This window comes from Leuconostoc palmae (assembly GCF_019656075.1).
Classification (GTDB): domain Bacteria; phylum Bacillota; class Bacilli; order Lactobacillales; family Lactobacillaceae; genus Leuconostoc; species Leuconostoc palmae.
The window spans coordinates 17,164-31,139 of record NZ_BPKZ01000001.1; the positions used below are offsets into that span (position 1 = coordinate 17,164).

Here is a 13,976-nt window from a genome sequence, read left to right on the forward strand (position 1 = left end):
TACTCTGCAATAAGTTTTTGTATTGCCATTTATTGCAAAATATAGAAGGGATTTGTGTGAATAAATATCACACAGTATAGTTATGTCAAAAAGTGAACAACAATATCTTGATTTAGCACAAAATATCTTAACTAATGGTAGTCTCAAAGGAGATCGTACTGGTACTGGGACACACTCTATTTTTGGTACGCAAATGCGTTTTGATCTAACGGAAGGATTTCCTTTATTAACCACCAAGAAAGTATTTTTTGGCTTAATTAAGTCTGAGCTACTTTGGTTTTTACGTGGTGATAACAATATTAGATTCTTACTTCAACATAATAACCATATTTGGGATGAATGGGCTTTTAAAAGCTGGGTTGAATCTGATGAATATGATGGACCCGACATGACTAATTTTGGTCTACGTGCTTTAGAAGATGCTGAATTTTCAAAAATATATCAAGAACAAAAAAACATCTTTGTTGATAAAATTTTAAATGATGATATATTCATGGAAAAGTTTGGTTATGTGGGTGATGTTTATGGTAAGCTTTGGCGTCATTGGCAATCGGATGATGGTCAAGAAGTTGACCAAGTCGCTCGATTGATTGCGCAAATTAAAGAAAATCCTAACTCTCGACGCTTAATTCTAACAGCTTGGGATGCCAAAAAGACCCCACAAGCCCCTCTTCCATCTTGCCATGTGCTTAGTCAATTTTATGTTTCAGATGGTAAATTAAGCTTACAACTATATCAAAGATCTGGCGATTTCTTCTTAGGTGTACCCTTTAATATTGCTTCTTATTCTTTGCTTTTACACATGGTTGCTGCACAAACAGGTTATGAAGTAGGTGACTTTGTTCATACAATTGGTGATACACATATTTATAACAATCATATCGACCAAATATCTGAACAAATTTCTCGACCAATGCATGCCCTGCCTAAATTATGGCTAAATCCTGAGGTAAAATCATTGTTTGATTATACAATGGATGATATCAAAGTAATCGGTTATGATAGTGAACCAGCTATTAAAGCCCCTGTTGCAGTTTAAAACGAAATTTACGGATGAAAGGAATTTAAATGAAAATTAGACCACTTGAAAAAAGAGATTTACCCTATATTTACCAACAGGAGAATTCTCGTAAAGTAATGGCGCTTTGGTTTCAAGAGGCTTACACTTCTTTTGATGAGCTGCAATTACTCTATGAACGTCACGTACTTGATCAAACTGAACGTCGCTTCGTTGTTGAAGATGATGAGCAATTTATTGGTGTTGTTGAGTTGATGTATATTGATGTCTTACATCGTCACACGGAAATTCAGGTTATTATTCATCCAGACCATCAAGGGCGTGGTTATGCACAATCAGCAATCAAGGCGGGTATTGAATATGCTTTCAAAGTATTGAATATGCACAAAGTATACTTGTATGTCGATGTTGATAATGCAGCAGCTATTCATATTTACAAAAAAGTCGGATTTACAGAAGAAGGCATTTTACGTGGACATTTCTTTGCTGAAGGTAAATATCATGATAGTATGATGATGGGGATTTTAGCTAGTGAATTCATTCAATAAAAAAGGTTGGCACAAATAAATGTGCCAACCTTTTTTAATCTAGCAAATCCATGTCCAAATCACGTAAACTCGTTAATTTAGGTTGGTGTAAACCTGCAGCGTACTCAATGTCGGGATTAAAGAAAATACCACGCCAAATGCCACGCACAATCATACCAAGCTTCTTAGCTCTAAATGGAATATTTCGTTTTAACAACGTACGACGCCAATCATAGATAAATGCATTAATAATAACTTTAATCATTTCTTTAGTTGAAATACGTCGTGCCGTTAAGACACGATTGCGATATTCATAATCATATCGCCAAAGACGCGTTGCATCTTTTTCAGCTAAAATGTCCCCAGGCTTAGTGTTTTCTTTTGACTTGTGAACAGCAATCGAATCAATGACCATATAACCACGCTTAATGTCAGCGATACGGTTTGTATATTCCATGTCATCTCCCCAAATAAAGTATTCTTTTTGGGGCAATCCAACCATAGCAACCATTTCACGAGCAAACATAACAGATACAAATGTCGAATTAACAACCTCTATCCCGAGAATTTCAGAATTTGCGAGATAGCGCTGCCACGTAAATGCTCTAGGGGCTGTGACATTCATCCAAGACGGATTTCCTGTAACAGATCCCCATCTTACTTGTGAATTAACAAATCCAGCATCAGGATGTAACTCAGAAAAATCCACCAAATGTTCTAGGGCATCTTTCTCTGGAATTGTATCATCATCCATTAGCCAAACATAATCATCTTGTAACTGTTCACCAAATAAACGAACTGCTTGGTTAAATCCACCAGCACCACCTAAATTTTCACTGGCATGATACGCAATAACACGCTCATCAGTCAAACTATCCAAATATTCTTTCGTTCCGTCATCTGATAAGTTGTTAACCACAATGACGTGCGATAAATATTTAGTTTGCGCCAACACAGCAGCGAGAGATTCTTTCAATAGTGGCAATCGATTGTAAGTTACAATCGCAGCAGCTACAGTTTTTTCAGTCATATTTTTCTTTCCTTAATAGCGTTTCAATAAGGTAATTATACCTTAATATACAATATTGGTAACTAGATAATTATGTTTTATTTTCACCAAAAATATTTTAAAAACTTACAGTACTTATAATTTTGAATTGAATATAAAACATTAAAAATTATGATAAGCAATAATAATACCATGCTATATTTCGTCCAGTTTGATATTTTTAGTACTGAATTATTTCGCAATATAGTAGTTAAAACAATTATTCCAAATTGTCCCATATAAATAAAACTTGATATGTTTCGTAAATACTTACTATTAGGTATCAAAATTTTTTTACTAACTTTATTAATTGACACTAATAATGCTACAACGGCTAACATATCTGAAAATAATAAATTTTCCAAAGAATTACTATTCCCTTTAAGTTGCCAAAAATGAAATTCACTAACTACTAACATTATAGAAAGTAATGCAGCAACTATTAAAATACGAAATGGTATTTTTTGTAAAGAATTTTCAAATTTTTCAATTATTTTTCCAAAAATTATAAATGGCACTGCAATAAGAAAAGATTCAGCAGGCATAAAATTGTTGAAATGATGTAACAATTTTTCAATTAATAAAAAGTGTTTTCCATAAAGCAACACAATTAAGAGCAAAGTTAACCATACTATCCCAATAGCAAACTGAATAACCCAATTAATTTTTCTAAAGATAATAAAAACAAAAATTACACCAATAATAGTAGCCGAAATATACCAAGAGCCTAAAAAAGTGCTGCCGTAAAAAAAGTTAAGAAAATATTTTTTCAGTACTTCTGCAAATAAGTTTGAAACAGAGGAATATTGTATCGATATTTTTCCTTGCCAATTTAGAGGAATTAACCATAAATAAATTAACCACCAAGCAAAATAAAATTTTAAAAGCCTTAATATATATTTAAAAAGGTAGTGTTTCTGATTTTCCCAATTTCCAATACTTGTTAATTTTTTTTGTACTAAAAAACCAGTGGATAACAAGAACAAAGGAACGGCAAATCTTCCTATTGATGAAAATAACACTATGTTACTATTATAGTCTGGTAATGGCCAAGAATGTATTCCTACCACAAAAATAGCCGCTACTACTTTAAATACATCTAATACATCATATTTTTCTTGCATTGCACATTATTCTCTTTTTTCTCAAACAAAAATACAAAATAATTATCATAATAGTTAAATATGGTACTACTCTTGATAAATTAAGCCAATTTGGTTCCTCAAAGTTAATCACAGCTATATTTTGACCTTTTTGACCTTTCAAATTAAGCAAGCCGTTTTTGTCTACGCTAATTTTTACTTTTTCACCATTTAATCTTACTTTTGTCTGCTTGTATCCCGCAACAGGTAACTGGACATCGCTTTCACTTTTTTGTTGCCATGAGACTTTCAGGTTTCCAGATTTTAATACTTCTTTTTGAAAACCTTTAGCCAGCACTATGTTATTAATAACTGATGTATATTGCCTTCCAGAAAAAATAACAGATCCAGATCCTTGTAAATAATCCGGTGCAATAAAGTCAACAACAGATATACTTTTATCAAAATTTTGATTTCTATAACCTAAAATTTTCCCAGCAACATGTGAATTATCTTTTAATCCAACAGTTAATTTGGATGCTAGAATATCTGAATTTTTTGAATAATTATTATTTATTTCTTGATTAGTCTTGAAAAAAGAGATTATAGACGGACCAGATATGATAATCAAAGCCACTGATATAGCAAATATAGATTTAAATTGTATTTTGTTATGTTCAAAAAATTTACGCATATTACTGATTACAAATATTGAAAGTAGATAAATACTTGGCATTGTAAAGCGCATGGGAAATTGAGCTATTTTAAAGAAACTGATATTATTCCAAAAAATTGCAATTATTGGTGGACATGATGCTATAAAAGCAAACCCCATACCTAATAATACTAGACTCCATTCATAAATTACTAATCTTTTAAATTCAGATATAATAAAAAATAGTGACATAATGATAAGCCAAAATGTTAATCCTTCTGATAACTTGGTAGATAAATTACTTGGATTATTATTAACAAAAGGAGAAAAAATAGATTGAGTTTTGGTAATGTAAAAATAGTTAATCCAGTAATTAAACGTTAAACTACAACAAATAATAGCTGATAAAACCGTTTTTTTGAAAATTAACCATCTGTCATTACGAGATATCATCGCTACACTGAAGAAAACTGCGATAATTAGTACAGCAAAAACAAATGATAATGTATGGCATTCCAAAATAAGTGACATAACTATGCCTAATCTTAAAAGGCGTACTGGGTTAGTATTATTGGATATCATTTGTATACTTGCATCAATAACAAATGGCAACAGCATCATTCCCCATGGCATACCTCCAGAACTTCGATACCAATAAGCTAACGACCAATAAGTTGTTAAAGAAATCATTATAGAAAATGATAGACTTAAGAGTCGTTGTTTAGAATATTTATTAAATAACCAATAACTAAAACTCAAAGTTCCTATAGTTAAAATGAAATTTGATATCAGCTGAAATTTAAACCATGATTTTGTTAACAATAAAATCAATCCAAAACAATATCCCAATCCTGGACCATAAAACTCGTTAATAATTCTCCCTGATTGGTTAAAACCGTAAAGTGACATATCCAAATTATTAAAATTAACATATTTCAATCGATTCATAGCTTCAAACGCCCTATTGAAATGAAACGACGTATCGGCACCTATATACATACCTCTGTATTTTAATTGTGGCCAAGCTAAAAAAATACCAATAAGTATTATAATTAAATAAGGATAATATTTGTAAATTTTTTGTTTAATCATCATATTTTTTCTTACCATGATTTGTGAAAATAGATTCTACTATTTGTGCGCTTGCGTTCCCCTTATCATACTGAATAAACTTATTCTCAAATCTCTTTATTTTATCTGAATAAATTTCACGGTTCTGCTCAACATTTTGTAAAGCATCTATCAACTCTTCTTGAGAGTATACTAGGGGACCTGGTGCATCGTTTTTAAAGTCAAAGTTTAATCCACGTGAAGCAATATATTCTTCATAATCATAAACATAAAAAATCATAGGCTTTTTTAGCAAAGCAAAATCAAACATTGTCGAAGAATAGTCAGTAATCATCACATCTGAAACTTTATAATAATCTTCGATAGTAAATTGATCATCGGCTAACTGAATATTGTTACATACCGGTACGTCTATTATAGTGTTTAAATGGTGTCCTTTGATGATTAACAAACTATCTTTCGGTAATTGCTCATTTAATTGATTATAATCAAAATCAAATGACACAGGACCCTTTTTACGCCAAGTAGGTGCATACAATATTATTTTTTTATCAGTTGGTAAATGCATTCTATTTTTAAGATCAATTAATGCTTTTTGACTCGTATTTCTAAACAAAGTGTCATTTCTTGGGTAACCAAATTTCAAAACTTCTGCGTTATGTCGATAGGATTCTTTTGCTATCTCAGCAACAAAATCTGATGGTACAGTTAAGTAATCCCAATTTCTATTCTTTTTTAGATAACGTTCATATCCTGCAGATGACCAATCTGTTGTCACATTAAATCCCATACTCTTTAATGGGGTTCCATGCATTGTTTGCAACTCAATTTGTTCAGGTCGCTTAATGCGCTCATTTTCTTCAAAGTTAACATTATTTACAAAATATTTAGCTCGAGCTAAGTAATACCAATACTCCTTTGTATCAAATGAGACAAATTTAGCGTTTGGTAATGTTTCATCCGTAATCACATTTTTCAAGACAATGATATGTTCAAATTCTGGATAATGACTTTGTAAGTAATCATAAATCGCACGAGGATTGTCATTAAATTTATCTCCCCAAAGCGAAGCATAGACAACCGTCTTTTCCAAAATTGGCTCTTTTAGATACTTTAAGTAATCTTCTTGCCAGAAAGCCACTTTTTCACCCATAAATTCAAAACCTAATCTATTGGCACTTTGTTGCACTATAACTTGACGGTGTTCTTCCTTATCATTAGCCTTAAATCGCCATGTTAGTTTGTTTAAATGTAATGGCTGATTTAATAGACTATGCTCTGACTTTCCCCAACGCAGTGGCATAGTAAAATCTTCTCGGTGATCAAAATGAAAGGCAATTTCAGGATGAAGTAATAGCTTATCTTCGTACAAACCAAATGACAACGGCATATCAACTTCCCATAAATATCGATCTCCAAAACCAAAAATATGGGTCAATTTCTTGGCAGCATATCTATTAGGCAACTTATCAGATTCAAATGTTAAATCAACCTTATTCGCTGTTTTAGTCCAACCACCGATCCAAAATTGAATCTTAGCATGATTATCGACTATGTTTACTGATTTAACAATCGGATATTCCCAAGATAAAGCTAGCGTGGCTACATGATTAGACACATGGAACACACTCATATTTGAACCTAAAGTATGTGGTTTTGATTCGATTGGTTGAGTCATACGAACCATGTCATACTGACTGACATCTGAAATATCATCAGTTGTGATTATTTGCCACCAACGTTTTGCATCAGGTGTAGGTTCTCCTAATCTTACCTTATCATCGCTAGATAACGAGTATCGGTTGCCAACCTGTTCTAAGGTAATCGTATCATGCGATCTTTTATCCCACAACGCCACAATTTTTTTAGCATGATGAACTTCAAAGAAATAATTATTATGCTTATATTTGTAATTCACAACAACTGGTGCATTAATAAAACGCTCTATTTTAAAACGCCAATCAGATGAATAATTCGGTAGGAGAAAATCATTCTCATATACATACCCTTCTGGACGAGGGTCATCTCCTGGTAGAGGTTCAGCAATGACCGCTTTCAATGTTAGACCATGAATTTTTTGATTAATTTGAATATATGCGGTTTCTGTTAATTTAGACAAATCATCAAATGGTAATGATATACGATAATGACTAAATTTGTAGTAATGAGCAGGTTCCTCGACTTTAGTCTGCGTATTATCAAAACCAGCATACGCAGTAATATCATCATCATCTGTAAATTCTATAGTGCCTGTAAACGGTGTCATAATTTGACTATCTTTATTAACAAATTCAACATTCACTTCTGTTCTATCATGACTATCATTAATATCCAGATAGCCATAATATAAGTGTCCTTCAAGAATTAGATTGTTCCCTTCACGCGAGACAGAATAAAGCCTAGTTCGACTTTCAAAATCTGATACAAACGTTGGTAACTCAAAATTAAAATCATCTTGAAAACTACTATGTAACAACTGTGTTTTTTGATCAAAAGTAATATGAAACTCTCGCTTAGCATAAGTTTCAATCGCTTTTTCAACAACATTTTTGGGTTCTCTAAGCCAAATTGTATATAATGCCCTATACCAATACCTTGCTTGATTAAATTGTTCAGTTGTCAGCATGTCTAGGAAAGATTTAACATTTGTGTAGATGGCATCTTTATACGATTGATCTAACACAAGATAATTGTCATAAGTAAATGGCAAAGTTAAATCAAAATCAAGCATTTTATGTAGTTGTTCATCTTGCGCTTTTTGCGGTGCATCATAGGCTGTCAAACTATTTAAAATAATTTTCATGCCTTTTATGCGATCCGTGAAATTTTTGATTTGACCTGTTGACTGTGTAATTGATGGCGCTCCCGCATCACGTGCTCGCCAAAGATAAATAATTTCATCTAAAATATCAATTTTTTTTGCCAAACTATACATTGGTACAACTGTCGGCATATCTTCGTAAAGCATTTTTTCTGGAAAGTACAAACTATATTTCAGAATAAACTCTAACCGATATATTTTATTCCAAGCTGTTGAATCCCAAACCATCTCAGGATGTTCTTCTAAAGTCGTTGCCTCGTAGCTATCATGGTAAGCCTGGTTATGGACGTAAGAAGTCCACGTCTCACCTTTACTGTTAAATCGTCTAACAGCGCCACCAATTAAATCTGATCCAGTTCTTGTAATAATAGACAACATCTTACGATAGGAATAATCAACGACAATATCATCTGGATCAACGTAGGTAATAAACTCACCTTCAGCTAAGTTAGTCCCACGATTTCGTGCAGCACCTAAACCGCCATTTTCAAACAAGTAAAGTTCAAAAATATTTGGATACTTATCGACATATTCTCGTGCAATATCAGGAGTCGTGTCTTTAGAACCGTCATCAATTAAAATAACTTGATAATTTGTATCAATGCCTTGTCTCAAAAGAGAGTCTAATGCTTCGCGCAAAAAAAGCGCAACATTATACATTGGTACAATGACACTTAATTTGGTTGAGTCACGATGACTTTTTTTAACTATTGTAACGGGTACATCATTATTTTTAGGTATATGAACAATATTTTTAATCATTTGTGCAATAAGCTCCTTTTATAATAAAAAAGATACAGACAAAGTGCTGTACCTTCCTTTTTTTAAACAAGATCCGCAAAATATGCGCGGAATTTCAAATGTAAATGTGACCCTAGCAGTAATACAACAAGTACAAATGACCAGAAGGCAATATTTTGTGATGGATGATCCCAAATCCAACCTGTGCTCAAGAATGAGTCACGAACACCTGAAATTAGATAATAGAATGGATTCATTTCAATAAGACGACCAATACGCGCATGAGAAGGTCCCAATTTTTGTGCAATATCTATTACTGCTCCTGAGAACCAAAATACGAATCGCATAATCGTTTGAATTAACTGCTGATAATCTGGGAAAAGAACTGTGATTGTTGCATTGAAAATGCCTAATGCATGTAAAAATACTAACATAGCAAAAAAATAGTAAATAAACTGCCAAGCATGCATTGTCAAATGTACACCTGAAACAACAGCAATTGCGACACCTACTCCTAAAGTAATAAAAAATGGAATAACATTAATCCATGTTCTGACACTCGGCATGATACTAATAGGAAAGTTCATTTTTGAAACTTGGCGTACATTGTTACGAATACTCCATGTAGCATCCATAAATGATGTGTTTAAAAACAACCATGCAGCCTGTCCAATAACTAACCATCCAATATAAGGAATACCGTTAGTCGCACCACCTTGTCGTAAGCCAACTCCAAAGACTAACCAGTAAGTTGCAATTTGCATAACTGGATTAATAATGTCCCATAAGACACCTAATGAATGATCCATGTATTTAGCACGCGTTTCATAGCGTGCTAAACGCAGAATAACGGGAAAGTATTTTATTTGCTCCCGTAGCACAAGCCATATTTGTTTCATAGTTTTAGTTACCGTCCAAGATACATATAGAGATACACTGCATAAATCATGACTCCTGTACCAGAAAATGCAATTAACCAGTTCCACCAACTTAAGCGTCCACCTACAGCATTGTCACGTGCTATTTTTTTCTTTTCACCATCTGATAGATGACGATCTGCTGCAATACGTTCGGCTAATTGATCACGATTAAAATCATTTTGAGCTTGTTTTCTTGCATCCACGTATGACTTTTTGACGTCATCGTCTAGTTGGTTATACCATTTTGTCCAATCTTTATACTCTTGCAAAATTGTCTTAGTATCACCATATGCTCGTAATTCGCCGTATTGAATCCACATTGTTTTATCCGTGAATTCTTCAATTTGTCCCAAAGCATGTGAAACGAAAAATATTGTTTTACCTGCTGCTTTGAATTCTTTCATTTTATTCAACGCTTTGCGGGTGAAAGTCTGATCGCCAACTGACAAGGCTTCGTCAATAATCATAATATCTGGATCTTGATGGACTGCAATTGAAAAACCAAGTTTTGAGCGCATCCCCGAAGAATAATTTTTAACAGGTTGTTTAATAAACTTTCCTAATTCAGAAAATTCTGCAATATCGTCAATTTGATTATCGATTTCTTTATTGGATAACCCCATCATAAGTGACTTTAGACGGATATTTTCTAGTCCAGTCAAATTATCTCTCAAACCGTCCCAGACAGATAGCAATGACGTTTGCCCTTTAATCTTTAGTCGACCAGATGTTTCAACCAAAGCACCACTTAAAATGTTGAGAAGCGTTGATTTACCGGAACCATTCACCCCGACTACACCCACAACATCCCCTTCGTACACATCAAATGAAATGCCCTTTAGACCCCAAAACTTCTCTTTATTAGCCTTAATTGGATTTAAAATTGCCTGAATTTTCTCATTACGAGAAGTGCCCATATCATATTCTTTTGTGATATAACGACCACTCACTTTTAATGGACTATTTAAAGTATTTTGATTTCCTGGTAAATCTAGCTGTTTGGCCACAGACACAGGTAAGAAGGGTTCATTCAACCCACGTGGATCGTTGGGTTCATAAACCGCTGTCTTCATATCTTCAGTCATGTCTTTCCTCCGACTAAATATAGATGTGGAAAAATTTTTCCAATACTTAACCATTATACCCTATTTGTAGCTGATTATCGAATAATGCCAATTTGGTTGTTGTTCAAAAAAGACAGCTAATCAATGAGCTGTCTTTTTTTCATTGTTCGAATATTCATCTGACCAGTTTACAATGCTTTTTTGCCTTAGGGATGCTGGAACATCAATAATACGCTGATTGGAAGATCCCTTAAATCGCAAAGTTAAATCCATTAATCCCTGTATAAATCGACCATCGACTAAAACATCAATTTCGTTTAACAGTGCTAATTTATCTTCTGACTCTAACATGAGTTCTTCCCATGTATAACCCGTCCAAGACCAAATGTCTTTTTGATTACCAAATTCCGATCTCACACGACGTGTGAGTTGAAGTGCAACTGTAGTATTTAAAAACGGCTCTCCACCCAAAAGAGTCAATCCTTGGATATATGGATTACTTAAATCGTCTATAATTTGGTCTTCAAGTTCCTGTGTATAGGCTGTACCATAATGAAAATTTTGAGCTGCCACATTGTAGCACCCTGGACATAAAAACTTGCAACCAGATAAATAAATAGCACATCTTATACCTGGACCATCAACCATGACAAAGGGTTTGTAATCGGCAACATAATTAAGAGAAAGATCCTTAGATTGCCACTCCTTGTTTTCCGGAACAGTAATGCCATTAGCTAATTTTTTTGACATATCACTAATTCAGCTCTCTTTCAGATATATTTTTAACTCGAGATATAATCTCTTTGTGTCTACCATGAATCATTGGTCTAGCTTGCGGATTGCCAAGATACCCACATGTTCGTTTAACCACATCACAAGTTTTTGGATCATGATTGCCGCATTCTGGACAACAAAACCCACGAGCTGTTGGTTTAAATTCACCCTCGTATCCACACTTAAAGCATTGATCAATTGGTGTATTAGTGCCTAAATATCCCACGTGATTATACGCAAAGTCCCAAACAGCTTCTAAAGCAGCGGGGTTTTGCTTAAGGTTAGGATATTCACAATAGTGAATAAAACCACCACTAGCAAAATAAGGATAAGGTTCTTCAAACAAGAGTTTTTCAAATGGATTGGGATGTTTCCTCACATCATAATGGAAAGAATTAGTATAGTAATCTTTATCTGTAACACCACTGACTATGCCAAATTTTTCTTTATCTAGTTCACAAAATTTATCAGTTAATGATTCTGCAGGTGTTGAATAGACTGAATAATGATAGCCATCTTCCTTCTCCCATTCATGACATGCCTGATTCAATCGTTTAACAATATCTAATGTAAAGGCTCTAGCCTCATCATTACTTTCCCAATCTTGTCCGAAGAAATAGGCGCCCACTTCATATAATCCAATATATCCAACTGAAACTGTTGCACGTCCATTTTTAAATAGCTCATCAACATGTTGTGTTGTTTGACTACCAAATGCGCCACTTTGATAAAGAATCGGTGCATTTTCCGGTTTGGCATTTTTGGTTCGCTTAACTCTAAATTGTAAAGCCAGTTTTGTCAACGATAGCCGATCAGCCAAAATTTTCCAGAATAAATTAATATTGCCATGCGAGGATAAAGCAATTCTGGGTATATTAATCGTCACAACCCCTAGGTTCATTCGTCCTTCATTGACTTCATTTCCTGCTGCATCTCGCCAACCTTGTAAAAATGAACGACACCCCATAGGCGCCTTAAAAGATCCCGTAATATCAATAATCTTGTCATAATTTAAAACATCTGGGTACATTCTTTTTGTTGCACATTCAATTGCAAGCTTTTTAATATCATAATTAGGATCACCACTATCTAAATTAGTGCCTTTTTTTAATGAGAAAACCAACTTTGGAAAAATAGCTGTACGATGTTCTGGTCCAATACCTTTAATTCTAATGTTTAGAATGGCTTTTTGAATTGTTCTTGACAACCAATCTGTTCCTAAACCAAAAGCTAACGTCGTAAAAGGTGTTTGTCCTTGAGCAGATGATAGCGTATTGATTTCATATTCTAAGGCTTCCATCGCATTATAAATATCTTTTTTAGTTTGCTCGGTAGCAAACTTTTTTTGTTGTGATTCAGGCATATACTCTTTTGACTGCTTCAAATATTTTTTATAATTCATAGCAGCATAAGGTGCTAATAACTCATCGGCACGATTAATTGAAATACCACCATACTGGCATGATGCAATATTAGCAATAATTTGTGCCATTTGTGCAGTAGCTGTGCCGATAGATTTTGGTGTATCAACGTATGCGTTTCCCATTTTATAGCCATATTCAAACATGTGTTTAAAATCAACTAAACAACAATTTGTCATCGGACTCAAAGGTGAATAATCTAAATCATGCCAATGAATATCACCTCGGAGATGAGCTTTTGCAACACGTTCTGGTAACATTTTAAGACCTAAAGACTTGCCCACCATGCCAGCCGTAAGATCTCTAAACGTATTAAACACTTCGGCATCTTTATTTGCATTCTCATGCATAATATCTTCTTCATGTGATATCAGCTGACCAATTTTATACGTAGGATCAGTTGCCAATTGCCATTCATCTTTAGCCTCAATATGTTTCTTTTCAAAGATAGCTGCTTTTGACAAATCAAAACGCTTTAAAGCTTTTAAAATAAGATTATAAATCATCGCTGTCGTTATCTCTTGATCATTTTGTAACTTATCAATCTCAAGCAAGATTCTATCTTCTTGTTCCACAGTTAACGCTAATAGATTCAATATTAACTGAATTTTATACCGTTTGAATGGCACTTCCTCCCCTGATTGCTTAAAAATTGTTTGCTTTGTTACAATGGTTGACATTTTGTTCCCCTTAGTTAATCAAATTTCATAACTGATGATGAATTATCACAATAAGATTATGAACTTTTTCACTATGTCATGTCAAACACATGTTCTATGTATAAATAAAACGAACTTTATTAAGTTTGATACGCTAATCTATCTATCTTAGTTT

General features: G+C 33.6%; 10 protein-coding genes. 2 read left to right on the plus strand and 8 right to left on the minus strand.

What is annotated here, in order from left to right; genetic code table 11:
* Positions 1 to 82: 82 nt before the first annotated feature.
* Both K5Q12_RS00085 and K5Q12_RS00090 read left to right on the plus strand, forming a co-directional pair.
* On the plus strand, positions 83 to 1,039 hold the full coding sequence (locus tag K5Q12_RS00085; RefSeq protein WP_220741737.1) for a thymidylate synthase: 957 nt from the start codon (positions 83 to 85) through the stop codon (positions 1,037 to 1,039).
* Between the two features lie 29 nt (positions 1,040 to 1,068).
* On the plus strand, positions 1,069 to 1,566 hold the full coding sequence (locus K5Q12_RS00090; protein WP_220741738.1) for a GNAT family N-acetyltransferase: 498 nt from the start codon (positions 1,069 to 1,071) through the stop codon (positions 1,564 to 1,566).
* A gap of 34 nt (positions 1,567 to 1,600) precedes the next feature.
* Here the strand turns inward: K5Q12_RS00090 and K5Q12_RS00095 are convergent, their stop codons facing one another.
* The 8 genes from K5Q12_RS00095 to nrdD form a co-directional block, all read right to left on the minus strand.
* Entirely contained in the window at positions 1,601 to 2,575 is a 975-nt protein-coding gene (locus tag K5Q12_RS00095) for a glycosyltransferase family 2 protein (protein ID WP_220741739.1), read from the minus strand.
* A gap of 83 nt (positions 2,576 to 2,658) precedes the next feature.
* A complete protein-coding gene (locus tag K5Q12_RS00100) occupies positions 2,659 to 3,717 on the minus strand; it encodes an acyltransferase family protein (protein ID WP_220741740.1) in 1,059 nt (352 codons plus the stop codon).
* A complete protein-coding gene (locus K5Q12_RS00105) occupies positions 3,701 to 5,425 on the minus strand; it encodes a putative glycosyltransferase family protein (RefSeq protein WP_220741741.1) in 1,725 nt (574 codons plus the stop codon). Before K5Q12_RS00105 ends, K5Q12_RS00100 begins: the two co-directional genes overlap by 17 nt.
* Positions 5,415 to 8,984, minus strand: coding sequence for a bifunctional glycosyltransferase/CDP-glycerol:glycerophosphate glycerophosphotransferase (locus K5Q12_RS00110; RefSeq protein ID WP_220741742.1), 3,570 nt, complete (start codon positions 8,982 to 8,984; stop codon positions 5,415 to 5,417). The genes K5Q12_RS00105 and K5Q12_RS00110 overlap by 11 nt, the downstream gene beginning before the upstream one ends.
* Positions 8,985 to 9,046: 62 nt before the next feature.
* Positions 9,047 to 9,862 (minus strand): ABC transporter permease, encoded by an 816-nt coding sequence (locus tag K5Q12_RS00115; RefSeq protein ID WP_220741743.1) that lies wholly within the window; start codon positions 9,860 to 9,862, stop codon positions 9,047 to 9,049.
* Between the two features lie 8 nt (positions 9,863 to 9,870).
* Complete coding sequence (locus K5Q12_RS00120) at positions 9,871 to 10,968, minus strand: ABC transporter ATP-binding protein (protein WP_220741744.1); 1,098 nt, start codon at positions 10,966 to 10,968, stop codon at positions 9,871 to 9,873.
* A 120-nt stretch (positions 10,969 to 11,088) separates the two neighbouring features.
* A complete protein-coding gene (gene nrdG / locus K5Q12_RS00125) occupies positions 11,089 to 11,697 on the minus strand; it encodes an anaerobic ribonucleoside-triphosphate reductase activating protein (RefSeq protein ID WP_220741745.1) in 609 nt (202 codons plus the stop codon).
* 4 nt (positions 11,698 to 11,701) lie between these two features.
* Positions 11,702 to 13,822, minus strand: a complete 2,121-nt coding sequence (gene nrdD, locus K5Q12_RS00130; protein WP_220741746.1) for an anaerobic ribonucleoside-triphosphate reductase — start codon at positions 13,820 to 13,822, stop codon at positions 11,702 to 11,704.
* Positions 13,823 to 13,976: the final 154 nt, after the last annotated feature.